Genomic DNA, 25,005 nt, shown 5'->3' on the forward strand with positions numbered 1-25,005 from the left:
ATGCCCGGCACCGCCGTCCCGCTGCCACGGTCGTCGTTTCTGCCGGCTATGCCCGCGCGGCGACATCCTCGATGGCCGCCCGGATGGCAGCCACGGCCGCCTCTGCCTTCGCGCCGTCGGGGCCGCCGGCCTGGGCCATGTCGGGCCGCCCGCCACCGCCCTTGCCGCCCAGTGCCTCGGCACCGGTGCGGACCAGATCGATCGCGCTCAGACGCGCGGTGAGATCGTCGGTGACGCCGACGACGAGGCCGGCCTTGCCGTCCTCGCTGACGCCGACGATCGCCACCACGCCGCAGCCGACCTTGCGCTTCGCATCGTCCGCCAGACCGCGCAGATCCTTCGGCTGGACGCCGGCGACCACACGGCCGAGGAAGCGGATGCCGCCGACCTCGACGATCTCGGGACCGGACGTCTCGCTGCCGCCGATCGCCAGCTTGCGGCGGGCGTCCGCCAGTTCGCGCTCGAGCCGCCGGCGCTCCTCGATCAGCGTCCGCAGCCGGGTCTCGACCTCGTCGGGGGCGACCCGGAGTTCGGCCGCGATGCCGCGCAGGCGGCGATCCTGAAGCCCGAGATACCGGCGGGCAGCATCCCCGGTCAGCGCCTCGAGCCGGCGGACACCGGCCGCGACCGCGCCCTCCGACACCACCGCCACCAGGCCGATGTCGCCGGTGCGCGCCACATGGGTGCCGCCGCACAGCTCGATCGACCAGGCGCGGTCCGCCCCGGATCCATCCGACGCGCTGGCAGGGTCGGCCAGCGGCGGCTGCCGCCGCCCCATTGACACGACGCGGACCTCGTCGCCGTACTTCTCGCCGAACAGGGCCATGGCGCCCGAGGCGATCGCCTCGTCGACATCCATCAGCCGCGTCACGACGGGATCGTTCTGCAGCACCGCGGCATTGGCGAGATCCTCGATGCGCTCCATCTCGGCCGCCTCGACCGGCTTGGGATGGCTGAAATCGAAGCGCAGCCGATCGGGCGCGACCAGAGATCCCTTCTGCACGACATGCTGACCGAGCACCTGGCGCAGCGCCGCGTGCAGCAGGTGGGTGGCCGAGTGGTTGGCACGGATCGCGGCGCGGCGGGCATGATCGACCTCGAGCGCGAGCGGCTGGCCGATCTCGATGCGGCCGCTCTCGAGCCGTCCGACATGAGCCCACAGCGCCCCGAGCTTCTTCTGGGTATCCGTGACCGCGAACAGCGTGCCGGCCGAGCGCATCACGCCGGTATCGCCGACCTGGCCGCCCGATTCGGCATAGAACGGCGTCTGGTTGAGCAGGATCACACCCTCTTCGCCGGCCGCCAGTGCGGCGACCTCGACACCGTCCTTCAGGATCGCGGTAACCACACCTTCGGCCGTTTCGGTGTCGTAGCCCAGGAATTCGGTGGCGCCGAGCCGGTCGCGCAGGGCGAACCAGACCGCCTCGGTGGCGGTCTCGCCGGAGCCCGCCCAGGCGCGGCGAGCTTCCTCGCGCTGGCGCTGCATGGCCGCGGCGAAACCTTCGGTATCCACCGCGATGCCGCGCGATTTCAGTGCATCCTGGGTGAGATCGAGCGGGAAGCCATAGGTGTCGTAGAGCTTGAAGGCGATGTCACCGGCGAGCCGATCGCCGGCCGACAGGTTCTCGGTCGCCTCGTTGAGCAGGGCGAGACCGCGGGCAAGGGTGTGGCGGAAGCGGGTCTCCTCGAGCTTCAGCGTCTCGGCGATCAGCGCCTCGGCGCGGTGCAGCTCCGGATAGGCCCGCCCCATCTCGGCGACGAGGACCGGGACGAGGCGCCACATCAGCGGCTCGCGGGCGCCAAGCAGCTCGGCATGGCGCATGGCGCGGCGCATGATCCGGCGCAGCACGTAGCCGCGACCCTCGTTGGAGGGCAGGACGCCGTCGGCGATCAGGAAGGCGGCGGCGCGCAAATGGTCGGCAATGACGCGATGCGATGGCCTCGCGGTGCCGGTCGCCGGTACGCCGGTCAGCTCGACCGAGGCCTCGATCAGGCGGCGGAACAGGTCTGTGTCGTAGTTGTCGTGGGTACCCTGCAGGACGGCGGCGATCCGCTCGAGCCCCATGCCGGTGTCGATCGACGGACGGGGCAGCGGGATGCGCTCGTCGCGGGTCACCTGCTCGAACTGCATGAACACCAGGTTCCAGATCTCGATGAACCGGTCGCCGTCCTGATCCGGGCTGCCGGGCGGGCCGCCGGGAATGTGGGCACCGTGGTCGAAGAAGATCTCCGAGCATGGGCCGCACGGACCGGTGTCACCCATCGCCCAGAAGTTGTCGGAGGTGGCGATGCGGATGATCCGCTCCTCGGGGAGCCCGGCGATCTTGCGCCACAGGCTGAAGGCCTCGTCGTCCTCGGCGTAGACGGTGACCAGCAGGCGGTCGCGAGAAAGCTCGAATTCGCGGGTGACGAGGTTCCAGGCCAGTTCGATCGCGAGCGGCTTGAAGTAGTCGCCGAACGAGAAGTTGCCCAGCATCTCGAAGAATGTGTGATGACGGGCCGTGTAGCCGACATTGTCGAGGTCGTTGTGCTTGCCGCCGGCGCGCACGCACTTCTGGGCGGTGACGGCGCGCGAATAGGGGCGATGCTCGGCGCCGGTGAAGACGTTCTTGAACTGCACCATGCCGGCATTGGTGAACATGAGCGTCGGATCGTTGCGCGGCACCAGCGGGCTGGAGGGGACGATCTCGTGGCCGTGCCGGGCGAAATAGTCGAGGAACGCGGAACGGATCTCGTTGACGCCGGTCATGGCGGAACACCTGTGGACGTTGGACGAAGCTGCAGCCGATGCGGCCGCGGGCGGGGCCGTTTTACCGACGGCCCGGAACCCTGTCCACCGCAGGGGTACATGGCGCAACGCCCGGCGCATGGGCCGGACACAGACGCAGCGCGCGCGCCGCGCGCGGCCGCTCAGCCGTCCAGGGCCGCGTCGTAATCCTCGTCGCCGCTGCTGCGGGCAGGTGGAACCACCAGGCCGGCATTGGCGCGGATCGCCGCCTCGATCCTATCGGCGATCTCCGGATTGTCGCGCAGGAACTGCTTGGCATTCTCGCGACCCTGGCCAAGCCGCTGGCTGTCGTAGGAGAACCAGGCGCCCGACTTCTCGACGACACCGGCCTTGACGCCGAGATCCAGCAGTTCGCCCGTCTTGGAGATGCCCTCGCCATACATGATGTCGAACTCGATCTCCCGGAACGGCGGCGCCAGCTTGTTCTTGACCACCTTGACGCGGGTCTGGTTGCCCACCACCTCGTCGCGATCCTTGATCGCGCCGACGCGGCGGATGTCGAGACGGACCGAGGCGTAGAACTTGAGCGCGTTGCCGCCGGTGGTCGTCTCGGGGCTGCCGAACATCACGCCGATCTTCATGCGGATCTGGTTGATGAAGATCACCATGGTGTTGGAGCGCGAGATCGAACCGGTGAGCTTGCGCAGCGCCTGGCTCATCAGCCGAGCCTGCATGCCCGGCAGCGATTCGCCCATCTCCCCCTCGAGCTCGGCGCGCGGCGTCAGCGCGGCGACCGAATCGATCACCAATACGTCGATCGCGCCCGAACGCACCAGCGTATCGGCGATCTCCAGTGCCTGCTCGCCGGTATCGGGCTGCGAGATCAACAGATCATCGACGTTCACACCGAGCTTCTTGGCATAGGTCGGATCGAGCGCGTGTTCGGCATCGACGAACGCGCAGATGCCGCCGCGCTTCTGCGCCTCTGCCACCGTATGCAGCGCGAGCGTGGTCTTGCCGGAGGATTCCGGCCCATAGATCTCCACCACCCGGCCGCGGGGCAGGCCGCCGACACCGAGCGCGATGTCGAGGCCGAGCGAGCCTGTGGGGATGGTCGCGACTTCGACAACCTTGCCGTCGCGGCCGAGCCGCATGATCGAACCCTTGCCGAAGTGGCGTTCGATCTGCCCCAGGGCAGCCTCGAGGGCCTTGGTCTTGTCCATGCCGTCTCCTTCGACGAGGCGCAGCGGGGTGTTGGCCATGTGCAGGGTTCCTTATTCCACGGGGAGGACCGGATGCGCAACGGCCTGAATGTACCTGTTTTGTTCATGGAACACAAGCGGAACATTCGTCCACTCTGCCGGAGGTCGCGCGGACCGGGCTGTGTGGTGGCGCCCTCGGGCGGCGGGGCGGCGGGGGCCGCCGGAACGGCGCATCGAGGACCGTCTCAGGGGCTGGTACGCCTGCTGATCACCACGTCAAGGCCGTGGTCAGGGTCGTTCCCGCAGAGGCCGCAGCGCGTCATGTCGCTCTGCGGACGTCGCCATCCCGGTGCCGATCCCGAGACGTCCGGGACGTCGGGGCATCGGCCGCCATGGCGCGGTTCCTCAGGTCGCCAGCACCTCCTTGACCGTCGCAGCGAGCTCCTTGAGGTTGAAGGGCTTCGGCAGGAAGGTGAACTTCTCACCGCCCTCGAGGTTCTTGCGGAAGGCATCCTCTGCATAGCCGGAGACGAAGATGATCTTCAGCTCCGGATTGCGCTTGCGCACCTCCTTGAGCAGCGTCGGGCCGTCCATTTCCGGCATGACGACGTCGGAGACGACGAGATCGACATTGCCGTCGTGCTCGTCCATCAGCTCGAGCGCGGCGGCGCCGGTGTCGGCCTCCAGCACGGTGTAGCCACGCGAGGCGAGTGCCCGCGCGGCGAAGGCGCGAACCGATTCCTCGTCCTCGACCAGCAGGATGGTGCCGCGCCCGGTGAGGTCGCGTGGCGCCTCGGGCGCAGCATCGCGGCGCTGCACCGCCTCCTCCGGCATCGGCTCGTGGCGCGGCAGGTAGATGCGGAAGGTGGTGCCCTTGCCTGGCTCGGACTGCGCGAAGATGTGGCCGCCGGTCTGCTTGATGATTCCGTAGACGGTCGACAGGCCGAGCCCGGTGCCCTTGCCCACCTCCTTGGTGGTGAAGAACGGATCGAAGATCTTCTCCAGCACCTCCGGTGTCATGCCGGTGCCGGTGTCGGTGACCTCCAGCAGCACGTATTCGCCGGGGGCGATGGTGGTATCGCCGAGCTTCTCTGACTGGGCGCGGTCGACATTGCGGGTGGCGATCGTCAGGCGCCCGCCATCCGGCATCGCGTCGCGGGCGTTGACGGCAAGGTTGATCACCACCTGTTCGAGCTGGTTGAGGTCGGCCTTCACGAACCAGAGGTCGCGGTCCTGCTCGAGCCGCAGCTCCACCTTGGCACCGAGCAGCCGGGCCAGCAGCACCTGCAGATCCGACATCACCTCGCCCAGACGCAGCACCTGCGGCCGCAGCGTCTGCCGGCGCGAGAATGCCAGCAGCTGCCGCACCAGCCCAGCGGCGCGGTTGGCGTTGTGCTTGATGTTCATGATGTCGTTGAACGAGGGGTCCGTCGGCCGGTGATTTGCAAGCAGCAGGTCCGAGAAGCCGATGATCGCCGTCAGCACGTTGTTGAAGTCGTGCGCGATGCCCCCGGCGAGCTGGCCGACCGCCTGCATCTTCTGGCCCTGGGCGAACTGGCCCTCGAGCGCGCGCTGCTCGGTGATGTCGAGCGCGTAGATGATCGCCGCCTCGCCGTCGCCGTCCTCGACCGGGCTGATGAAGAAGCGGGCGATCCGCCCGGACTCGCCCGCAACCTGCGCGTCCACCGGCTTCACGTCGGCCCGGCCGGCGAAGGCCGCCTCCAGCGCCGCCGACAGCGCCTCGCGGTCGCGCTCGCCGATGCAATCGAGGATGGTGCGGGCGCCCGGCCGGCCGGACCCCGCGAACATCCGCGCGAAGCCGGCATTGGTGCGCTCGATGCGCCCGTCACGGTCGATGGTGGCGATCGCCAGCGGCGTATTGTTGAAGAAGCGGGCGAAGCGCACCTCGGCGGCCCGCAGCGTCTCGGCGACGTCGCCGCTTCCCGGGCTGCGGTTGAGCACGAGCGTGCGGGATGCCCCCGGCCGTCCCTCGCCGTCGAAGGCGACCCGGTGCAGCAGGCGGACCGGCAGCGACTGGCCGTTGCGGCGCACCAGATCGAGGTCGATCGTCTCGGTGCGCACCTCTCCGGGCGCCGGCTCGACATTGCGGATCAGGGCGGCGCCGTCGCCGGAGATGATGCGGTCGAGGGTCAGGGTGGAGGTCTCGGCCTCGGCGATGTCGTAGCCGAGCCAGCCGGCCAGCGTCGCGTTGAGATAACGGATGCGGCCGTCCGGATCGGCGGACAGGAACCCGGCCGGAGCGTGGTCGAGGTTGTCGATCGCCCGCTGCAGCTCGCGGAACACGTCCTCCTGGCGGATGCGGTCCTGGGTGATGTCGGCGACCTGCCACAGCATCTCGCGCCGGCCGCCGGCGAGAGGCTGGACGCGGATGCGATACCAGGTCGCGATCCGGCCGGCGCCGTCGCGCGCCTTGCGCTCGATGCGGATCTCCTCCTCGGCCCTGCGGCCGGCGGCGGCTGCCTGCGACAGCCGGTAGATCGCCTCGGACGCCTCCGCATCGCCGGCGAAGGCCCGCTCGACGCCGCGCACGTCCTCGGGGCGTTCGGCCTCGGTCAGCCTTCGGTAGGCCGGGTTGGCATAGATCACGCGGCCGCCGCGGGCGGTCACCAGCAGGCCCTCGTTGAGTTCCTCGAGCAGCCCCTTCGACAGGAGGTCGCGCGGCGTCCGCTCGCTGAAGCGCAGCACGCCGACGGCGGCGGCGAACAGCGAGAACACGCCGACCACGGCAAGGAAGGCGAGAAGCCCCAGGATCAGCGGCCGGGCCTCCTCGCGCCCCATCAGCGCGAGCGCCACGGCGATGGCGATGAGTGCCGCGGCAAGCAGTACCACAAGGCCGATCGAGCCGTCCTTCTGCGGCCTGTCCGCCGACGCCTCGCCGGCCACGGGTTCCATACGCGTGTCGGTCATGCTCCGACCTGCCGCCCCTTGTCGTCCGCGTCCGGAATTGCACTCCGGGGTTCCATCATGGCCGATTCGTCCGCCAGGCTGCCCGGGCCTTCATCTGCATAACGTAGCCGATGATCTGCGCAACAGCCTTATAGTGCTCGGGGGCGATCTCGGCGTCCACATCGACGGCGGCGTGCAGGGTGCGGGCCAGCGGGGGGTTCTCCACGACGGGAACGCCATGCTCCTCGGCGATCTCGCGGATACGCAGCGCGATCCGGTCGACGCCCTTGGCCACGCACACAGGGGCGTTCTGGCCCGTCGTGTATCTGAGCGCCACGGCGTAGTGGGTCGGGTTGGTGATCACCACGGTGGCTTGCGGCACTTGCGCCATCATGCGCTTGCGGCTGCGCTCGGCGCGCACCTGGCGCAGCTTGGCGCGGATCATCGGATCGCCTTCGGCCTGCTTGTATTCGTCCTTGATCTCCCTCAGCGACATGCGCTGACGCTGGTACCAGGAGTGGTGCTGCCAGGCGAAATCGAGACCGGCAACGACGGTCATCACCGCGATCACGCCGGCGAGGAGCTTGAGCGCCAGGGCCTGTACGACGGTGAGCAGGTCCGCCGGATCGAGAGTCATCAGGGTGTCGAGCCGGTCGCGGTCGGGCCAGACGATGAGGAACATCACTGCCGCGACGATGACCAGCTTGAGCAGGCCCTTGACGAAATTGACCAGGCTCTGGGCCGAGAACAGCCGCTTGAAACCGGCCAGCGGCGAAATCTTCGAGAGCTTCGGCGTCACCGGATCCAGCGACCAGACCAGCCGGTGCTGGATCAGATTGCCGGCCAGTGCCGCCGCGGCGAGCACGGCAAAGGGGATGCCGATCGCCGCCAGCGTGGCCAGGATGACCTGGACGAACAGCCCGCGCGTATCGGGTGCCGAGAGGCTGATTGCGCCGAGATTGCCGAGCATCCCTCCGAAGTAGCCGGCCAGCGTCCCTGCCATGCCCTGGGCGAAGGCGAGGATCACCAGCGTCGCGCCCGACAGCACGAACCAGGTATTGATCTCCTGGCTCTTGGCGACGTCGCCCTTCTTGTGCGCCTCCTCCAGCCTTCGCTGGGTCGGGTCTTCGGATTTCTCGGCGTCGTCCTGTTCGGCCATGATGCGAGACTACCGCACGATCAGGGGCTCGAGCGCGCCGGTCACGTAGCCGAGGAACCAGGCCATCATGCTGCCGACAAGCAGTGCCAGCATCAGGAATCCGAGCATGATGTTGGCCGGCATCGCCAGGAAGAAGATCTGGATCTGCGGCATCAGGCGGGACAGGACGCCGAGCCCCAGATAGAAGATGAGCCCGAAGACGATGAACGGCGCGGCCATCTGCAGGCCGATGCGGAACGCGCCGGCAAGCGCGGCGATCGCCAGCCGTGCGGCATCACCGGTCGGCAGCGCTCCGCCCGGCGCGAACAGCACATAGCTGTCGCGGATTGCAGCGATCAGCAGGTAGTGCAGGTCGGTGGCAAAGATCAGCACGATGCCGAGCATCGACAGGAAGCTCGAGAACAGAACGGCCTGGATGCCCTGCGTCGGATCGACGTTCTGGGCGAAACCGAGACCGACCTGGAAGGCGATGGTCGAGCCGGCGATCTGCGAACAGACGGTGATGAAGCGGGTGAGCAGGCCGATCATGAAGCCGATCGCCAGCTCGATCGCCAGGAGTCGCAACAGGCCGCCGAAGGTGGACGGCACAGCCGGATAGAGGTCGAAGACGACAGGATAGAGGACGAGCGCAAGCCCGAGGGCGAAGACCAGCCGCATCCGCACCGGAAACGCGGACTCGCCGAGCGCCGGCATCAGCATCAGCATGGTGCCGACCCTTGCGAAGATGAGCATGTAGGCCATCGCCATCGCAGGCAGCACGTCGACCTGCATGGATCGTGTCCGCCTATCCCGCTGCCATCCGTTCGGCGAGCCGCAGCATGAAGCCGTTCAGCGCCTCGCTCATGAAGGGCAGCGCCACGATCAATGCCAGGAACATGGCGATGATCTTCGGCACGAAGACCAACGTCATCTCCTGGATCTGCGTCAGTGCCTGGAACAGCGCCACGACGAGGCCGACGCCGAGGCCGACCAGCATCAGCGGCGCTGAGACCTTGATCAGCGTCCAGATCGCGTCGCGGGCGACGTCGAGCACTTCGGGGCCGGCCATCGCCGCTGTCCTCCGGCTGCCGCGACGGTCTCAGATCGGCATCCGCATGATCTCCTCGTAGGCCGCGATCACCTTGTCGCGGACCGAGATCATGGTCTCCAGGGCAAGCTCGGTCTCTGCCACCGCGGTCACCAGACTGACGGCGTCGGTGCTGCCGTCGAGCGCCTTCAGGCTGGTCTGTTCCGCAGCGTGCCCCTGCGCCGACAGGCCGGTGATCTGGTCGGCGAGCATCGAGCCGAACTCGAATTCGGCGCCCGTCTTGGCGACTGCGGCGGGGCTGGTGACCCGGGCGTAGTCGGCGAGGATGGATCCGAACGCAGGTTCGGCGCCGGTGTTGGCGGGCTGGACGGGACTGGCGCCGCGAGCGATGTCGGCGGCGGCAGAATAGGCCTTGGCGGCAAGCGCTGGGGTCATTTGCTGTCTCCGGTTCTCTGTCGTCAGGCCCGCAGGATGTCGAGCGTGCGCATCAGCATGCTTCGGGCGGAGCGGACCACGTTCAGGTTGGCCTCGTAGCTGCGCTGGGCCTCGCGCATGTCGGTCATCTCGACGAGCGTGTTGACGTTGGGCAGTTTCACGTAGCCGTTGGCGTCGGCGGCGGGGTGGCCCGGCTCGTAGCGCAAGGTGAACTCGCTGCGATCGAGCCGCGTCCGGCCGGGCTCGACGACATTGGCCTGCAGCTCACGGTCGAAGGTGGACTTGAAGCTCGGGATCTGCCGGCGATACGGGTCGCCGCCAGGATCGAGTGCCGTCGAATTGGCATTGGCCAGATTCTCGGAGATGACGCGCATCCGCGCCGACTGGGCGCGCAGCCCCGAGGCAGCGATCTTCATGCTCTTGATCAGATCCATCGTGCGGGTCCTCAGGCGCGTCGCCCAAGTGCGGTCTTCAGCAGTCCGATGCTGCGGCTGTAGAGGCTCGTCGCCAGCTGATAATCGACCTGGGTCTGCGTCACCTTCATCATTTCCTCTTCAAGGACGACCGAATTGCCCGTTGGCCTCACCTCGAAGGTTGCAACCTTCTCGTGGCGCCAGCGCGGATCGTCGCCAGCCGACACCAGATGCGCCGGATCGGTGCGCGTCGGCACGATCTGGGCGGGCGTCGGGACGGCGTTTCTGCGCGGTACCTCGAAGGCGGCGAGGTCGCGCGCCCGGTAGCCAGGCGTGTCGGCATTGGCAACGTTCTCGGCGAGCACGCCCTGCCGCGTCTGGAGCCATTGCATGCGGCTCCTGATCGCGGCGAGAAGCCCGATATCGGAAATCAACGCCCTTGCTCCTGTGCCTCGTCGATGCTCCAGCTCGCATCGGGACTTGCACTGCCGACGCAGTAGGCACAGATTGCCGATCCTGTGGTTAATGATCCGTTAATCACGTTAACCCTTCGCTAATCATCGCGAAGGTGGTTCTCGTGGCGTGGGCGGGGTCACCGCCCGTGCGCGTTAACGGTTTGTTAGCCTTGTGGCCGGCAAGTTTTGCCGGGGGATGTTAAGGGTTGCGGCGTAGTTCGGCGGAGAGGAGGCGCGTGCGATGGAATGGCTTGAAGGGATGTTGGGGGTGACCCTCAACACGTCGGCGAAGTTCATCATCGCCTTTGTCTTCGTGCTGCTGCTGATCTCCTTCACCGCCTGGGTGATTCGGACGGTGGCCGGCGGACGTATCGCGTTTCGCGGCGGCCTGCGCGCCCGCCAGGACCGGCTGGCGGTTGTTGATGCGACCCCGGTTGATGCCAAGCGCCGCCTGATTCTCGTGCGCCGCGACAATGTCGAACACCTGATCCTGATCGGCGGGCCGACTGATGTGGTTGTCGAGGCGGCGATCGGAGCGGCCGGCTATGCCGCTTCCGTGCCGGAGCGCTCGCGGGCGCCGGAACCGGAACCGGCGCGGCCGGCGCCACGCGCTGCCGAACCGCCGCGTCCGATTCCCCGCCCGGCCGAGCCGACGGTGCCGCCGCGCCTGTCCGACACGGTTGCCCCGCGTGCGCCGCGCGGGCCGATCGGCGATCGCGCCGAGCCGCCGGTGCCGCCGCGCCCGGCCGTCCCGCCGCGGACGGCTGCCACGGTGCGTGCGCCGGTATCGGCGCCGGAGCGTGTCGGCCCCGCCGCCGCGGCCGGCGCAGCGCAGGAGTTGCCTGCAACGCCGCTGCGACCGGCGGCATCGCCCCGGCCCGCCGCCCCGCCGCCCGCTGCGCCAGCGCCTGCTGCGGCGACTTCTGCTGCCCCGACGCCTGTCGTTGCTCCGCCACCATCACCTGCGCCGCAGCCCCAGGTGGCTCCGACCGCGGAGCATCCCGAGCCCATGCGCCCGGTCGCGGAACAACGGTCTGCGGTGGAGCGTCCAACCACCGAACGGTCGGCCGCACCGGTCTCGCGCAGCGCGCCCTCCGCCTCGGCCCCGCCGCCTCCATCGGCGCCGCCTCCCTTGCGCGCCTCGGTGGCGCCACGCGGTCCTGCGGCCATTCATGAGCAGGAACCGCGGGTCGAGTCCCGGGCCGAACCGGCGCCCGCCGGCCGCGAGGCCCAGCTGGAGGAAATGGCGCAGCGGCTGGAAGCCGCGCTCAAGCGGCCGCTCGCCTCTGCGCCGCGGCCAGCCGCCCGCCCGGACGCAGGGTCGGCGGCCTCACCGCGACCGGCCGCGCCCGAACGGCCGCCGCTGGAGCGCCCCCCGCTCGAACGACCGGTGCCACCGCCCCCCGTCCCGACTGCCGCCGCCCCGGCCGGTACGTCCGGTGACACCGAGTTCGACCTGACGGCCGCCCTCGCCGCCGAACTCAACCTGACGCCCGAAGCGCCGCTGCCGCGTGACGAGGCCGAGGGCGAGGCGCAACGCCCGACCGACGTCAACATTTACGAAGAGATCATCAGACGGGACCGCTGACATGCGCGTTCACCGGCTCGCCCGCCGCGCCTTCCTCGGTGCGGCGGTCATGGGGGGAGTCTGGCTGGTCCTGGCGATCTCCGCCGGATCGGCCGGCGCGCAGTCTATCAACATCGAGCTCGGCGAGGGGGCCGGCCTTACCGAGCGGGCGATCCAGCTCGTCGCGCTGATCACGGTTCTCAGCCTCGCGCCGTCGATCCTGGTGATGGTCACCTCGTTCACCCGGATCGTGGTGGTGCTGTCGCTGCTGCGGACGGCCATCGGCCTGCAGACCGCGCCGCCGAACTCGGTGATGATCGCGCTCGCGCTGTTCCTGACCGCCTACATCATGGCACCGGCATTCCAGACCGCCTACGACGACGGCATCCGCCCGCTGGTCGATCAGGAAATCGAGATTGACGAGGCGTTCCAGCGGTCGGTCGCGCCATTCCGGACCTTCATGCTTGGCCAGGTGCGCGAGAAGGATCTGGCGCTGTTCTCCGACATGGCCCAGGCCGAACAGCCGGCCAATCCCGAGCAGGTTGAGCTGCGGGTACTGATCCCGGCTTTCATGATCTCGGAGCTGCGCCGCGCCTTCGAGATCGGCTTCCTCTTGTTCATTCCGTTCATCGTCATCGACATGGTGGTCGCCTCGATCCTGATGTCGATGGGCATGATGATGCTGCCGCCGATCATCATCTCGCTGCCGTTCAAGCTGATCTTCTTCGTGCTCGTCGATGGCTGGAGCCTGGTCGCCGGCAGCTTGGTGCGCAGCTTCGGGATGGGATAGGGCAGTGCTCGCGGGGCCGCCCTCCTCGAACCTGCGCCATCCCTCGAGCTTTGCAGGCTGCTCGTCGGTACCGGGAGGACTGGCCGGCGAATCGGATGCGCGCACCGGTCCGGCCCTGCGGCGGCAGGCCCGACGGGCTCGCGGCCGGACCGCTCAATGCCGTTCGACGAATGAGTCGAGCACGCGCTTCGGGCCGGAAGTCTCGAAATCGACGGTGAGCTTGTTGCCATCCACTGCGGCGACGCGGCCGTAGCCGAACTTCTGGTGGAAGACGCGCTCGCCGACCGCGAATGCCGAGGGCGGCCCGGACGAGCGGGCAAGGATTTCGCCCTCGATCATCCTCGGTCCGCGCCTCTCGGGACCGCCGCGCGGATCGGCCCGCCCGCGATTTCTCTGGGCCCGCTGCCAGCCGGGGGTGGCGTAGCTGTTGGCGAAGGGCGCGCGGTCGTCGAACCGGCTCCAGCCCTGGCTCGCCTGGCTCGTCCTCAGCGAACCGGTGTCGATCACCTCGACGTTGCGCTCCGGCAGCTCGTCGAGGAAACGCGAGGCGATGGTCGATTGCCACAGGCCGTGAATGCGCCGATTGGTCGCGAAGTACAGTTCGGCGCGACGTTTGGCGCGGGTGATGCCGACATAGGCGAGGCGGCGCTCCTCCTCCAGCCCCGCGCGGCCGTTTTCGTCGAGTGAGCGCTGGTGCGGAAACAGACCCTCTTCCCAGCCGGGCAGGAACACCGTGCCGAATTCGAGACCCTTGGCCGCATGCAGCGTCATCAGGCTGACCTTCTCGCCGGTATCGTCCGACTCCGCATCCATCACAAGCGCGATGTGTTCGAGGAAACCGGTCATCGACTCGAACTCCTCCATCGAGCGGAGAAGCTCCTTGAGGTTTTCCAGCCGGCCCGGCGCATCCGGCGAACGATCCTTCTGCCACATGTCGGTGTAGCCGGATTCCTCGAGGATCAGTGCGGCAAGTTCGGCGTGGGGCAGAAGGTCGAGCTGGCCGCGCCAGCGCGCGAAGCAGGCCAGAATGTCGCGCAGCGCGGCGCGGGCGCGCGGCTTCAGTTCCTCAGATTCGGTCAAGGCCACCGCTGCCTGCATCATCGGGATGCCTCTGGCGCGGGCGACATCATGGATGACGCGGATGGTGGTGTCGCCGAGCCCTCGGCGCGGCGTGTTGATGATCCGCTCGAAGGCAAGGTCGTCGGCCGGCTGCACGGTCGCGCGGAAATAGGCGATCGCATCGCGGATTTCCGCGCGTTCGTAGAAGCGCGGCCCGCCGATCACCCGATAGGGAAGCCCGAGGGTGATGAAGCGATCCTCGAACTCGCGCATCTGGAACGAGGCCCGCACGAGGATCGCCATGTCGTCGAGGCTTTCACCGGCGCGCTGGAGACGCTCGATACGCTCGCCGATCAGGCGCGCCTCCTCCTCCGAATCCCAGGCGCAGGTGACGGTCAGCTTCTCGCCGGTCTCGCCCTCCGAACGCAGCGTCTTGCCGAGCCGGCCCTCGTTGTGGGCGATCAGGTGCGAGGCGGCCTCGAGGATATGCGTTGTCGAGCGGTAGTTGCGCTCCAGCCGGATCACCACGGCGCCGGGGAAGTCCTTCTCGAAGCGGAGGATGTTGTCGACGTCGGCACCGCGCCAGCCGTAGATCGACTGGTCGTCGTCGCCGACGCAGCACAGGTTGCGCGACCCCTGCGCCAGCAGGCGCAGCCACAGATATTGGGCGACGTTGGTGTCCTGGTACTCGTCCACCAGCATGTAGCGGAACCGGTCGTGATAGTCGGCAAGCACGTCCGGATTGTCGCGGAACAGCCGGATGGTTTCGAGCAGCAGATCGCCGAAATCGACCGCGTTGAGGATCTTCAGGCGCGCCTGATAGGCCTTGTAGAGCTCGTCGCCGCGACCCGCGAAGGCGTGGGCATCGCCCTGCGGCACCTTGTCGGGTGTGAGGCCGCGATTCTTCCAGGCGTCGATATGGGCGGCGAGCTGGCGGGCCGGCCAGCGCTTCTCGTCGATGTCCTCGGCCTGAAGGATCTGCTTCAGGAGACGGATCTGGTCGTCGGTGTCGAGGATGGTGAAGTCGCGCTTCAGACCGACCAGCTCGGCGTGGCGGCGCAGGATCTTGACCCCGATCGAGTGGAAGGTGCCGAGCCAGGGCATCCCCTCGACCGATTCGCCGATCAGCGCGCCGATGCGCTGGCGCATCTCGCGGGCGGCCTTGTTGGTGAAGGTGACGGCGAGGATCTGGCCGGGCCGCGCCTTGCCGGTGGCAAGAATGTGGGCGATGCGTGTGGTCAGCACCCGCGTCTTGCCGGTCCCCGCCCCGGCGAGCACCAGCACCGGTCCGTCCAGGGTCTCGACCGCCTGGCGCTGCTCCGGGTTGAGTCCGGCAAGGTAGCCCGGTCCGGCCGACGCGCGTGCCCGCGCCGCGATGCCGCCGGGGGCGGGCGCGGGCAGGTCGTCGCGGCTTGTGGTGCGGGTATCGGCCATGACCTGCAGGGGGTGAACAGGTGATTCGACGGAGATTGATCCTAGCCGAATATGCGGCGTCGGCGCGGCGCTGCCTATGTTTGCGCAAGAGGGTTGCGCAGAAGCGCTGAGTTGGCCTTCCCTTGCTTCCTGTCCGTAGCCGAGGAGCTGACATGTCACCCATACGTCCCTGGAGCGAGGTCGCGCCGCGGCTGGTCGACGTGGCCACGGGGCGCGCGCCGGCCGATCTGGTGATACGCGGCGGGCGCTGGGTTAACGTGCATACCCGCGAGGTGATCGCCGCGACCGATATCGCGGTCGCCGAGGGGCGCTTCGCCTATGTCGGTCCCGACGCCTCGCACGCTGTCGGCGGCGAGACGAGGATCATCGAGGCAGACGGCGCCTACATGGTGCCGGGTCTGTGCGACGGACACATGCATGTGGAAAGCGGCATGGTGACCGTCACCGAATTCACCCGTGCGGTGATTCCGCACGGCACGACGACGATGTTCGTCGATCCGCACGAGATCGCCAACGTGCTTGGCCTGAACGGCGTCCGGCTGATGCACGACGAGGCGCAGGCGATGCCGGTCAATGTCTTCGTGCAGATGCCGAGCTGCGTGCCGAGCGCGCCGGGGCTGGAGACCGCAGGGGCCGTGCTCGGACCCAAGGAGGTGGCCGAGGCAATGACCTGGCCGAACATCATCGGGCTCGGCGAGGTGATGAACTTTCCCGGCGTTGCGGCGGGCGATCCGAAGATGCTCGCGGAGATCGCCGAGACGATGCGGGCGCGCAAGACCGTCGGCGGCCACTATGCCTCGCCCGACCTCGGGCTGATGTTCCATGGCTATGTTGCCGGCGGACCTTCCGACGATCATGAGGGCACCCGGCTCGAGGATGCGGTGGCGCGGGCCCGCCAGGGCATGAGCGCCATGCTGCGGCTGGGCTCGGCCTGGTATGATGTCGCTGCCCAGATCAAGGCGGTGACCGAGATGGGGCTCGATCCGCGCGGCTTCATCCTGTGCACGGATGACAGCCATTGCGGCACGATCCTCAACGAGGGCCACATGAACCGCGTCGTGCGCCACGCCATTCAGCAAGGCTGCCCGCCGATCGTGGCGATCCAGATGGCGAGCCTCAACACGGCGGCGCATTTCGGACTTGCGCGGGAACTCGGCTCCATCGCGCCGGGCCGTCGCGCCGATCTGATCCTCACCACCGACCTGCCGACCCTGCCGGTCGATCTGGTGATCGGCCGTGGCGTGGTGCTCGCCGAGCGGGGGCGGCTGTTGGCCGACATTCCAGCCCATCGCTATCCGGACTTCGCCCAAGGTACCGTGCGGCTCGCCCGCCCGATCACCGCCCGCGACTTCGACATCGCGGCCCCGGCCGGTGCCAACACCGTGACGGCGCGCGTCATCGGTGTGGTCGAGAATCAGGCGCCTACGAGGGCGCTGCAGCGCGAACTCGTCGTCGAGAGTGGCCTGGTTGCGGGTGATCCGGCACAGGACGTCTGTCAGATCGCGCTCGTCGAGCGGCATCGTGGCACCGGCAAGGTGGTCAACGGATTCGTGTCGGGCTTCGGCTATGACGTTCCCTGCGGCGTCGCCAGCACGGTGGCGCACGACTGCCACCACATGATCGTGGTAGGCACGTCCAAGGAGGACATGGCGCTGGCGGCGAACCGGGTGGCGGAAGCGGGCGGCGGCGTGGCGGTGTTTTCGCAGGGCCGGCAGCTCGCGCTGGTCGAACTCGCCATCGCCGGCCTGATGTCCGTCGATCGGGCCGAGACGGTGGCCGACAAGGCCGAGCGGCTGGTGGCGGCGATGCGTGCGTGCGGCTGCAGGCTCAACAACGCCTACATGCAGCATTCGCTGCTGGCACTGGCGGTCATCCCCGAGCTCAGGATCTCGGACAAGGGGCTCGTCGATGTCAGGACATTCGAGCTGACCGATCTGTTCGTGTGACGGTGGGGGAATTGCATCCGACCCGGGGGCAGGCTCCACTTCGGACGGCGCCCGGAGCCCCCTCGTCATCGCAGACGGAGCAGGCGTAGCCGACAGGGTGCCTTCGGACTGGGAACGGTGGTCCTCGCCGCCACGCTTGGTGGGGCTCGACCTCGGCCTGGTGGGCCGAGGGCGGCGGCTTCATCGGCGGTGGCGGCAGGCGCGGTCGCCCGTGCGGCGACGTCTGCCGCACCCGGCGTCGGGCAGGCCCGGACCCACGCCGCCGCGGCCCTGCCGGCGACGCCCTGTCCTGCCGATCACCGATCGACGGGCCGTTGACCCGCCGTCCGCAATTGCGGGAGTGGTATCGCGATGCCGCCTAACGCGCCAGTCTGAGATGTCGCGTCAGGCGTTGTTCGATGCGGTTCCAGATGCGGCGCAGCGTCTCGACCATGATCAGGTATAGAACGGCGGCCCACAGATAGACCTGGAAGTCGAAGGAGCGGGCGAAGGCGAGCCGGGTCGCGCCCATCAGATCGAACACGGTGATGACGCTTGCGATCGCCGAGCCCTTGATCATTAGCACCACCTCGTTGCCCAGCGGACGCAACGCGATGATGTAGGCCTGCGGCAGGATCACCTTCAGGTAGATCACCGGCATCCGCAGGCCGAGCGAGAGCGCCGCCTCGGTCTGGCCGCGCGGCACCGCGAGGATCGCGCCGCGCAGGATCTCCGCCTGATAGGCCGAGGTATTCAGCGTGAAGGTGAAGGCGGCACAGTAGAAGGCGTCGCGGAAGAACCACCACAGGCCGACGGAGTCGAGCTCGACGCGGAACTGACCGGCGCCATAGTAGACGAGGAAGACCTGCGCGAGCAGCGGCGTGCCGCGGAAGAAGTACACATAGGCGAAGGCGATCCAGCGCAGAACCGCGATCCGCGAGATGCGTGCCAGCGCGACCGGAAAGGCGATCAGTCCGCCGATGACAATCGAGAGTGCGACGAGCTGCACCGTGACCCAGAGCCCGTCCAGCATCCGCGGTCCGTAGCGGGCGAGCAGGTCGAGGTCGATCATGCAGCCCTCCGCTCGCCGCGCGCCGCCCAGCGCTCCACCCAGACGATGCCGATGCTCGAGACGATCGAGAACATCAGGTAGATCATGCAGGCGACGAGATAGAAGAAGAACGGCTGCTTGGTCGCGCCCACCGCGACGTTGGTCATGCGCAGCAGGTCGTTGAGCGCGATGATGGACACCAGCGAGGTGTCCTTGAGCAGTACCAGCCAGAGGTTGGCGATGCCTGGCAGGGCATAGCGCCACAGCTGCGGAAAGGTCACCAGCCGCAACGTCTGGAATGGCGTCAGCCCGAGCGCACGGGCGGCCTCGATCTGGCCCTTCGAGATCGCCCTCAGCGCGGCAAGGAACACCTCGCTCGAGAAGGCGGCGAAGACCACGCCGAGCGCGATCATGCCGGCAACGAAGCCGTTGATCTCGACATAGGTCTCGGCGAACACGTTGACGAGCTTCTGCAGCGCGATCTGGCCGCCATAGTAGATGATGAACAGCGTTAGAAGCTCGGGAAGGCCGCGGAACACGGTGGCGAACGCGTCGCCGAAGATCCTGAGCGGGGCGTGGCTTGAATCGCGCGCCAGCGCGATCAGGAACCCCAGGAAGAGGCCGAGAGGCAGGGTTGCGACCGCAAGCCGGATGGTCAGCCAGGCGCCCGCCGCGATCTCGTCGCCCCAGCCGTCAGGCCCGAACTCCAGCAGTGCGAACAGGTCCGCCATTCCCCCTCATCCGGACCGGCGCCGTGGGGGCGCCGCCACAACCCAGTCACGCCGGCCGGGGCATGCGCCACAGGCTTGGATCAGGGCGCCTTGCCGTTGACCGCCGTACCGTCCCGATCCCGGATCGGCCCGAAGGCCGTCCGGGATGACCGAGAGGCGGTGCGACGGGCGTCGGCGCGAACTGACGCCGCCGGGCACCGGGCTGCACCCGGTCCGGTATCGGCCCGCTCCGATCAGTATATCGAGAAGGGGAAGTACTTCTTGTTGATCTTCTCGTAGGTGCCGTCGGCGAGGATTTCCGCCAGCGCCTTGTTGAACATCTCCTTCAATTCGGGATCGTCCTTGCGCACGGCGATGCCGGCACCGATGCCGAAATACGCCTCGTCGGTGAGCTTCTCGCCGACGAATTGGCAGCACTTGCCCTCTTCGGTCGACTCCAGCCAATCATACAGAACGAACGAGTCGGCGAGCACCGCATCGAGACGACCGTTGGCGAGATCGAGGTTTGCTTCGTCCTGGGTGGCATAGAGCTTGATGTCGGAGTCCGGATACTCGCCCTCGAGATAGTTCGCGTGGATCGTCGCCGACTGGGCGCCGAGCGTCTTGCCCTTCAACGCTTGCGGCGAGATGTCGGTGATGCCGCTGTCCTTGCGGGCGACGAAATTCGCCGCCGAGCCGTAATACTTGTCGGTAAAGTCAACCACCTTCAGGCGTTCTTCGGTGATCGACATGGAGGCGATGATGGCGTCATACTTGTTTGCCAGCAGCGCCGGAATGATGCCGTCCCAATCCTGCGCGATCAGCTCGCACTCGACCTGCATCTTTTCGCAAAGGGCCTTGGCAATATCGACGTCGAAGCCCTGAAGCTGGTTGTTGGAATCGAAGAAATTGAAGGGCGGATAGGCGCCCTCGGTGCCAATGCGGACCTTGGTCCATTCCTTGGCGGACGCCGTTCCGGCCGCCAGCGCGACGACGGCGGCGACGACGGCGAGACGCACGAATTGACGCATCGGATTCCCTCTGATGGTTCTTGACGTGGTTAGGCAGTCCGGTTCCAGCTCCGTCCTTGCGGACGGCGTGCACCATCTTCCCACCAATATTCATTGACGCGCAACCGTGTGCATGGCGTGCCGGATGTCAGCCTCGCATGCGAATGTCGCGCCGGCTGTGCTAGTCTGCCGCAGGAACGGCGGGTTTGGGTACGGAGCTGTAACGGAATGGAGTTGACGAGGCGAAACTTGCTTGCGGCCTGCGCTGGTGGCCTGGCACTGGCTGCCGGCCTCGGGCTGGCGGATGCGCGGCGGCGGCCTGCTGCCGCGGCGCAGCCGCGCGCCGCGCACCAGGTTCCGGGCATCTACCGGCTGTCGATCGGCGACGACATCGAGGTGACGGCGCTGCTCGATGGCTACATCGACCTCGGCACCAACCTGTTCCGCGGCGCGCCGGAGGAGGAAGTCCGCCGCCTGCAGGAGGCGGCCTTCGTGCCGGTCGGCCCCGCGGTGCGCAGCGGCGTCAATGCCTTCGCGGTGAATGCCGGCGGCAGGCTGGCGCTGATCGACGCGGGCGGGCGCAATCTCCTTGGCCCAACGCTCGGCCGCCTGCCGGGCAACCTCAAGGCGGCGGGGATCGACCCGGCCGCGGTCGACCTGGTCGTCGCCACCCATCTGCATCCCGACCATGTCGGCGGACTGGTGACCGGTGACGGCGCGGCGGTCTTTCCGAACGCCGAGCTCGTCGTGCATGAGGCCGACTGGAATTTCTGGACCAATGCCGACCTGATGGCCAAGGCCAACGAGCAGGGCAAGATGTTCTTCCAGGCCGCCCAGGCCGCCATCACCCCCTATGCCAAGCGGACGCGGTTGATCGGCGACGACGAAGAGGTGATGCCCGGCCTGCGCTCGATCGGGCTGCCTGGCCACACGCCGGGGCATACCGGCTTCGTCGTCCACTCCGGACCCGATACCCTGCTGATCTGGGGCGATATCGTGCATTCGGCGCTGTTGCAGGTCCCGCATCCGGACTGGTCGATCGCCTTCGACATCGGTCCGGACCTGGCGGTCGCGACCCGCCGGAAGGCCTTTGCCATGGCGGCGAGCGATCGGCTGCTGGTCGCGGGCATGCACCTGCCGTTTCCCGGCATCGGCCGGATCCTTGACGAAGGCGGGGTCTATCAGTACCAGCCGGAACCCTGGCGCTTCGAGCCCTGAGCGGTGTCTTCCCCCAAGAGCGACCGGTCCACGACGCTGGCGGACCTGTCGCGGTCGTGGCTGTTGCCGTCGCTGGCGCGCAGATGCATCGGCACCGGTCAGCCTTGCGGCCCGCCAACCTGACCGGTTCGGATGGGATCGCCGGCGAGCGCCGCGGCAAGGCCGAGATGCCCGGCGATGAAGCCGGCGATCCCTGCAACGTCGTCGAGATGAAACACAGGCAGACCGCCGCCGTCGACCGGGAAGTCGGCTGCGATGGCGACGATGGTCGGATCCTCGGCGCTCAGCGGCGTCGCCTTGCGGCCGGCCTGCCGGCGACATTCGATCTTGGGGTGGCGCTCCCGCTTGTAGCCCTCGATCAGCAGCAGGTCGGCCGGCGCCATCCGCGCGACGATATCCTCGAGGCGGGGTTCCGCATCCTCGCGCAGTTCATGCATCAGCGCCCAGCGGGTCCCGGAGATGAGGGCGACCTCGGTCGCGCCGGCCTCGCGGTGGCGGAAGGAATCGGTGCCCGGCACGTCGATGTCGAAGGCATGATGGGCATGCTTTACCGAGTTCACCCGCAGGCCGCGCCCGACGAACTCGGCGATCAGGCGGGTGACGAGCGTGGTCTTGCCGGAGTTCTTCCAGCCGGTGACGCCGAACACCGGGGTCATCGGGAGAGCTCCTCAGCCAGAACCTCGGCGACGTCGATGTCCTCCGGCGTGTTGACGTTGAAAAAGGGGTCGATCTCGATCCCGTCGACCACCGGACCGCGGAAGATCACCTCGACATTTGGATGGCGGTGCACCCACACCAGCACCTTGCGCAGGTCCTCTCCACGGATCGCCGCCTCGAGATCGTCGGCCAGCATGACCGGCCACAGGCCGAATACCGGATGCACCCGGTCGCCCGACCTGGCGAGCGCGATCATCGTCTCGATATGACCGGCGGCGCCGACCAGCCGTGCGACGAGATCGTCCGGGAAGAATGGCGTGTCTGTGGCGACCGTTACCACCCAGCGCGCCGACGGCGCGTGCCGCTCGGCCCAGCGCAGACCGGCGAGGATGCCGGCGAGCGGGCCGAGATGGCCGGGTAGCGTGTCGGCGACAACCGGGTATCCGAAGCCCGAGAACCGGGCGGGATCGCCGTTGGCGTTGATGATGACCCTGCCGACCTGCGGCGCGATCCGGGTGATGACCCGTCCGACCAGAGACGTGCCCGCGATCTCGCGCAGCGCCTTGTCGCCACCGCCCATCCGCCGCGACAGTCCGCCCGCGAGTATGCAGCCGACCGTCATCGACGCCCAGCGGGCATTGTCGTTGATGAAACTTTCGTCCTGGCCGGTAATGCTCATGCATGGGCTCCGCAGGGCCGTCCTATTGACGTGATGGGCCGATCCGCACCGCCGTCCCAGCGCGCTGTCCCGTCCGCGGGTTTGACCGCAGCCGCGACCGGATTAGATAGTCGGCAAGCCGGGGCGACGGCAACCGGCGTCATCGGACAGCGGGGCGATATGGCACTCAGCAAGGACACCGTCCTCGAGGCGTTGCGGACGATCGGCGGGCCGGATCTCTCCGGAGACATCGTCTCGCTCGGCATGGTCTCGGAGGTCGTCATCCACGGCGGGCGCGTCTATTTCGCGCTGACGGTCGATCCGGCGCGGGCGCGGGAACTCGAACCGCTGCGCGAGGCGGCCGAGCGGGCTGTTGCAGCCTTGCCAGGTGTCGAGAAGGCGATGGTCACGCTCACCTCGGAGACCGCGGCGGGACGGTCCGTGCCCCCGCCCGCACCCCAGCATCGCGGCCATCCGCATCCTCATTCCCATCCGCAACCGCAACCGCCGCGTCGTCCGGCGCCGACCCGCCAGGCGGTGGCGGTGCCGGGCATCCGCCACATCGTTGCGGTGGCGTCCGGCAAGGGTGGCGTCGGCAAGTCGACCGTGGCGGTCAATCTTGCGCTTGGCCTGAAGCAGCTCGGTCTGAAGGTCGGCATGCTCGATGCCGACATATACGGGCCCTCGCAGCCGCGGCTGCTCGGCGTCAGCGGCCGGCCGCAAGCGGTCGAGGGCAGGGTGCTCAGACCGCTAGAGGGCCACGGGCTGAAGGTCATGTCGATGGGCTTCCTCGTCGAGGAGGACACCCCGATGATCTGGCGCGGGCCGATGGTGATCTCGGCGCTGACCCAGATGCTGCGCGAGGTCGAGTGGGGCACGCTCGACGTGCTGGTGGTGGACATGCCGCCGGGGACCGGGGACGCCCAGCTCACCATGGCCCAGCAGGTGCCGCTGTCGGGGGCAGTCATCGTCTCGACGCCGCAGGATCTCGCGCTGATCGATGCGCGCAAGGGCATCAACATGTTCCGCAAGGTCGACGTGCCGATCCTCGGCATCGTCGAGAACATGAGCTACTTCCTGTGTCCCGCCTGCGGTACGCGCTCGGACATCTTCGGTACCGGCGGTGCCCGCAGGGAGGCAGAGCGACTCGGCGCCGCGTTCCTCGGAGAAGTGCCGCTGCACATGGCGATCCGCGAGACCTCGGACGCCGGCCGCCCGGTGGTTGCGACGGAGCCGGACGGAACGCACGCGCGGATCTTCGTCGAGATCGCGGCGAAGGTGCAGGCCGCCGTGGAGGGAGCCGCCGGTCGCCCCGCCCCGAGGATCATCGTCGACTCCTGAGGCCCCCCACACACTACCGCAGACGCTGGATCAGCTCCGGGGTCGGGTAGGAATCGGCCGGCAGGCCGAGCTGCATCTGGACGGTCTTCACTGCGGCGCGGGTGCGCTCGCCGAGAATGCCATCGACCTTGCCGACGTCGTGACCGCGCGCTGCGAGCAGCTTCTGGAGGTCGATGATCTGGTTGCGCGACAGCGCCGGCGCGTTGCCGCGGGCGACCTTCGGCGCGCCGGCAAGGCGGGTTGCGAGATAGGCGGCCGTCGTCGCATAGACGAGCGACTGGTTCCACTGCAGGTACACATCGAAATTCGGATAGGCGAGGAAGGCCGGTCCGTTGCGGCCCATGGGCAGCAGGAGCGAGGCCTGCAGGCCGTCGGCCGGCAGCGGCGACCCGTCGGCGTAGGTGACACCGAGCCGGGCCCACTCCGCGCGGGAATGGCGGATGGCGATGTCGGCCTGATCCCAGGGAAGGGCGGTGGGAACCCTGACCTCCTGCAGCCAGGGCTCGCCCGGCCGCCAGCCATGGGCGCGCAGCAGCGCGGCGCAGGACGCGAGCGCGTCGGCCGAGCTCCTGATCAGGTTGCGCTTGCCGTCGCCGTCGAAGTCGACGGCGGTGTCGAGATATTCCTTGGCCATGAACTGGGTCTGGCCGATCTCGCCGGCCCAGGCGCCACGCATCTCGCCAACGGTCAGATCGCCGCGCTCGACGATCAGCAGCGCGGCAATCAGCTGTTCGCGGAACAGCTGCGGGCGTCGGCAGTCATAGGCGAGGGAGGCGAGGGCAGTGATGGTCGGGAAGTCTCCGTTGTTGGCGCCGAAATCGGTCTCCAGCGCCCAGAACGCCACGACGACGGGCCCCGGTACCCCGAACTGCTGTTCGATGCGGTCGAACATCGCCTTCCTCTCGGCGAGGTGGCGCGCGCCGTGTTGCAGCCGGTAGGAGTTCACCATCCGGTCGGAGAATTCGAGGAAGTTCTGCGAGAACACCCCCTGACCGCGGTCGCGGTTGACGATCGACTGGTCGAACCTGAGGGCCGGTGCCGCAGCCTGCAGGGTCGCCGCCGAGACGCCTCTGGCCATCGCCTCGGCCTTGACGCCCTCCAGCCACTGGCTGAAGCTCGCGCCGCCATGACAGGACGCTGCCCGCGCCTCGCCGCGAGCCGCCACCATGGCGACCGCCACCACCGCGATGGCGATCAGACGATTGCATCCACGCATCCAGACCTCCGTGGCATCCTGCGGATTCGACCGGTGCGGAGTG

The 25,005-nt window shown here is 68.2% G+C and carries 21 protein-coding genes; 5 read left to right on the forward strand and 16 right to left on the reverse strand.

The features are described from left to right. Nucleotides 1-46: 46 nt before the first annotated feature. The 9 genes from alaS to flgB form a co-directional block, all read right to left on the reverse strand. On the reverse strand, nt 47-2,749 hold the full coding sequence (gene alaS / locus EDC22_RS01955) for an alanine--tRNA ligase (protein ID WP_132804910.1): 2,703 nt from the start codon (nt 2,747-2,749) through the stop codon (nt 47-49). 161 nt (nt 2,750-2,910) lie between these two features. After that, nucleotides 2,911-3,990, reverse strand: coding sequence for a recombinase RecA (recA, locus tag EDC22_RS01960; protein WP_132804911.1), 1,080 nt, complete (start codon nt 3,988-3,990; stop codon nt 2,911-2,913). Between the two features lie 345 nt (nt 3,991-4,335). Further along, on the reverse strand, nt 4,336-6,858 hold the full coding sequence (gene cckA, locus EDC22_RS01965; RefSeq protein WP_132804912.1) for a cell cycle histidine kinase CckA: 2,523 nt from the start codon (nt 6,856-6,858) through the stop codon (nt 4,336-4,338). Nucleotides 6,859-6,913: 55 nt separating this feature from the next. Continuing rightward, the gene (gene flhB, locus EDC22_RS01970) at nt 6,914-7,996 is read right to left on the reverse strand and encodes a flagellar biosynthesis protein FlhB (RefSeq protein WP_132804913.1); all 1,083 of its coding nucleotides are present in this window, start codon (nt 7,994-7,996) and stop codon (nt 6,914-6,916) included. A gap of 9 nt (nt 7,997-8,005) precedes the next feature. After that, on the reverse strand, nt 8,006-8,767 hold the full coding sequence (gene fliR / locus EDC22_RS01975; protein ID WP_132804914.1) for a flagellar biosynthetic protein FliR: 762 nt from the start codon (nt 8,765-8,767) through the stop codon (nt 8,006-8,008). Nucleotides 8,768-8,780: 13 nt separating this feature from the next. Beyond that, entirely contained in the window at nt 8,781-9,044 is a 264-nt protein-coding gene (gene fliQ / locus EDC22_RS01980; RefSeq protein WP_132804915.1) for a flagellar biosynthesis protein FliQ, read from the reverse strand. 30 nt (nt 9,045-9,074) lie between these two features. Continuing rightward, complete coding sequence (gene fliE, locus EDC22_RS01985; RefSeq protein WP_132804916.1) at nt 9,075-9,458, reverse strand: flagellar hook-basal body complex protein FliE; 384 nt, start codon at nt 9,456-9,458, stop codon at nt 9,075-9,077. Nucleotides 9,459-9,481: 23 nt separating this feature from the next. Beyond that, nucleotides 9,482-9,892, reverse strand: a complete 411-nt coding sequence (flgC, locus tag EDC22_RS01990; RefSeq protein ID WP_132804917.1) for a flagellar basal body rod protein FlgC — start codon at nt 9,890-9,892, stop codon at nt 9,482-9,484. A gap of 11 nt (nt 9,893-9,903) precedes the next feature. Next, nucleotides 9,904-10,263: a flagellar basal body rod protein FlgB gene (flgB, locus tag EDC22_RS01995; RefSeq protein ID WP_132805114.1), complete on the reverse strand. Its 360-nt coding sequence runs from the start codon at nt 10,261-10,263 to the stop codon at nt 9,904-9,906. 304 nt (nt 10,264-10,567) lie between these two features. Between flgB and EDC22_RS02000 the strand changes: the two genes are divergently transcribed. Then, entirely contained in the window at nt 10,568-11,914 is a 1,347-nt protein-coding gene (locus tag EDC22_RS02000) for a flagellar biosynthetic protein FliO (protein WP_132804918.1), read from the forward strand. A 1-nt stretch (nt 11,915) separates the two neighbouring features. After that, complete coding sequence (gene fliP, locus EDC22_RS02005; protein WP_132804919.1) at nt 11,916-12,683, forward strand: flagellar type III secretion system pore protein FliP; 768 nt, start codon at nt 11,916-11,918, stop codon at nt 12,681-12,683. Nucleotides 12,684-12,836: 153 nt separating this feature from the next. On the opposite strand, the gene EDC22_RS02010 is transcribed toward fliP, so the two are convergent. After that, nucleotides 12,837-15,176: an ATP-dependent helicase gene (locus EDC22_RS02010; protein ID WP_132804920.1), complete on the reverse strand. Its 2,340-nt coding sequence runs from the start codon at nt 15,174-15,176 to the stop codon at nt 12,837-12,839. Between the two features lie 152 nt (nt 15,177-15,328). Between EDC22_RS02010 and ade the strand changes: the two genes are divergently transcribed. Then, on the forward strand, nt 15,329-17,122 hold the full coding sequence (gene ade, locus EDC22_RS02015) for an adenine deaminase (protein WP_132804921.1): 1,794 nt from the start codon (nt 15,329-15,331) through the stop codon (nt 17,120-17,122). A 358-nt stretch (nt 17,123-17,480) separates the two neighbouring features. Here the strand turns inward: ade and EDC22_RS02020 are convergent, their stop codons facing one another. The 3 genes from EDC22_RS02020 to EDC22_RS02030 all read right to left on the reverse strand — a co-directional run bounded on the left by EDC22_RS02020 (nt 17,481) and on the right by EDC22_RS02030 (nt 19,893). Continuing rightward, complete coding sequence (locus EDC22_RS02020) at nt 17,481-18,173, reverse strand: ABC transporter permease (RefSeq protein ID WP_132804922.1); 693 nt, start codon at nt 18,171-18,173, stop codon at nt 17,481-17,483. Beyond that, nucleotides 18,170-18,883, reverse strand: coding sequence for an ABC transporter permease (locus EDC22_RS02025; protein WP_132804923.1), 714 nt, complete (start codon nt 18,881-18,883; stop codon nt 18,170-18,172). Before EDC22_RS02025 ends, EDC22_RS02020 begins: the two co-directional genes overlap by 4 nt. Nucleotides 18,884-19,116: 233 nt before the next feature. After that, on the reverse strand, nt 19,117-19,893 hold the full coding sequence (locus EDC22_RS02030; protein WP_132804924.1) for an ABC transporter substrate-binding protein: 777 nt from the start codon (nt 19,891-19,893) through the stop codon (nt 19,117-19,119). A 207-nt stretch (nt 19,894-20,100) separates the two neighbouring features. Between EDC22_RS02030 and EDC22_RS02035 the strand changes: the two genes are divergently transcribed. After that, entirely contained in the window at nt 20,101-21,090 is a 990-nt protein-coding gene (locus tag EDC22_RS02035) for an MBL fold metallo-hydrolase (protein ID WP_132804925.1), read from the forward strand. 98 nt (nt 21,091-21,188) lie between these two features. Here the strand turns inward: EDC22_RS02035 and mobB are convergent, their stop codons facing one another. Both mobB and mobA read right to left on the reverse strand, forming a co-directional pair. Then, nucleotides 21,189-21,746: a molybdopterin-guanine dinucleotide biosynthesis protein B gene (mobB, locus tag EDC22_RS02040; RefSeq protein WP_132804926.1), complete on the reverse strand. Its 558-nt coding sequence runs from the start codon at nt 21,744-21,746 to the stop codon at nt 21,189-21,191. After that, the gene (gene mobA, locus EDC22_RS02045) at nt 21,743-22,426 is read right to left on the reverse strand and encodes a molybdenum cofactor guanylyltransferase MobA (RefSeq protein ID WP_245499581.1); all 684 of its coding nucleotides are present in this window, start codon (nt 22,424-22,426) and stop codon (nt 21,743-21,745) included. Before mobA ends, mobB begins: the two co-directional genes overlap by 4 nt. Before the next feature lie 159 nt (nt 22,427-22,585). On the opposite strand from mobA, the gene apbC reads away from it, so the two are divergent. Continuing rightward, a complete protein-coding gene (gene apbC, locus EDC22_RS02050; RefSeq protein WP_132804927.1) occupies nt 22,586-23,746 on the forward strand; it encodes an iron-sulfur cluster carrier protein ApbC in 1,161 nt (386 codons plus the stop codon). A gap of 13 nt (nt 23,747-23,759) precedes the next feature. Here the strand turns inward: apbC and EDC22_RS02055 are convergent, their stop codons facing one another. After that, a complete protein-coding gene (locus tag EDC22_RS02055; RefSeq protein ID WP_132804928.1) occupies nt 23,760-24,962 on the reverse strand; it encodes a lytic murein transglycosylase in 1,203 nt (400 codons plus the stop codon). Nucleotides 24,963-25,005: the final 43 nt, after the last annotated feature.

The sequence above is a fragment of the Tepidamorphus gemmatus genome (assembly GCF_004346195.1).
In the GTDB taxonomy this organism is placed as follows: Bacteria; Pseudomonadota; Alphaproteobacteria; order Rhizobiales; family Tepidamorphaceae; genus Tepidamorphus; species Tepidamorphus gemmatus.

Bases quoted from the DNA above. Each gene is read 5' to 3' on its own strand.
- flhB (WP_132804913.1), bottom strand. From the start codon at position 7,996: ATGGCCGAACAGGACGACGCCGAGAAATCCGAAGACCCGACCCAGCGA.
- EDC22_RS02010 (WP_132804920.1), bottom strand. From the start codon at position 15,176: ATGGCCGATACCCGCACCACAAGCCGCGACGACCTGCCCGCGCCCGCC.
- alaS (WP_132804910.1), bottom strand. From the start codon at position 2,749: ATGACCGGCGTCAACGAGATCCGTTCCGCGTTCCTCGACTATTTCGCC.
- EDC22_RS02025 (WP_132804923.1), bottom strand. From the start codon at position 18,883: ATGGCGGACCTGTTCGCACTGCTGGAGTTCGGGCCTGACGGCTGGGGC.
- apbC (WP_132804927.1), top strand. From the start codon at position 22,586: ATGGCACTCAGCAAGGACACCGTCCTCGAGGCGTTGCGGACGATCGGC.
- fliE (WP_132804916.1), bottom strand. From the start codon at position 9,458: ATGACCCCAGCGCTTGCCGCCAAGGCCTATTCTGCCGCCGCCGACATC.
- mobA (WP_245499581.1), bottom strand. From the start codon at position 22,426: ATGAGCATTACCGGCCAGGACGAAAGTTTCATCAACGACAATGCCCGC.
- mobB (WP_132804926.1), bottom strand. From the start codon at position 21,746: ATGACCCCGGTGTTCGGCGTCACCGGCTGGAAGAACTCCGGCAAGACC.
- fliP (WP_132804919.1), top strand. From the start codon at position 11,916: ATGCGCGTTCACCGGCTCGCCCGCCGCGCCTTCCTCGGTGCGGCGGTC.
- EDC22_RS02000 (WP_132804918.1), top strand. From the start codon at position 10,568: ATGGAATGGCTTGAAGGGATGTTGGGGGTGACCCTCAACACGTCGGCG.
- flgB (WP_132805114.1), bottom strand. From the start codon at position 10,263: ATGCAATGGCTCCAGACGCGGCAGGGCGTGCTCGCCGAGAACGTTGCC.
- recA (WP_132804911.1), bottom strand. From the start codon at position 3,990: ATGGCCAACACCCCGCTGCGCCTCGTCGAAGGAGACGGCATGGACAAG.
- fliQ (WP_132804915.1), bottom strand. From the start codon at position 9,044: ATGGCCGGCCCCGAAGTGCTCGACGTCGCCCGCGACGCGATCTGGACG.
- cckA (WP_132804912.1), bottom strand. From the start codon at position 6,858: ATGACCGACACGCGTATGGAACCCGTGGCCGGCGAGGCGTCGGCGGAC.
- EDC22_RS02020 (WP_132804922.1), bottom strand. From the start codon at position 18,173: ATGATCGACCTCGACCTGCTCGCCCGCTACGGACCGCGGATGCTGGAC.
- EDC22_RS02030 (WP_132804924.1), bottom strand. From the start codon at position 19,893: ATGCGTCAATTCGTGCGTCTCGCCGTCGTCGCCGCCGTCGTCGCGCTG.
- fliR (WP_132804914.1), bottom strand. From the start codon at position 8,767: ATGCAGGTCGACGTGCTGCCTGCGATGGCGATGGCCTACATGCTCATC.
- EDC22_RS02035 (WP_132804925.1), top strand. From the start codon at position 20,101: ATGGAGTTGACGAGGCGAAACTTGCTTGCGGCCTGCGCTGGTGGCCTG.
- ade (WP_132804921.1), top strand. From the start codon at position 15,329: ATGTCACCCATACGTCCCTGGAGCGAGGTCGCGCCGCGGCTGGTCGAC.
- flgC (WP_132804917.1), bottom strand. From the start codon at position 9,892: ATGGATCTGATCAAGAGCATGAAGATCGCTGCCTCGGGGCTGCGCGCC.
- EDC22_RS02055 (WP_132804928.1), bottom strand. From the start codon at position 24,962: ATGCGTGGATGCAATCGTCTGATCGCCATCGCGGTGGTGGCGGTCGCC.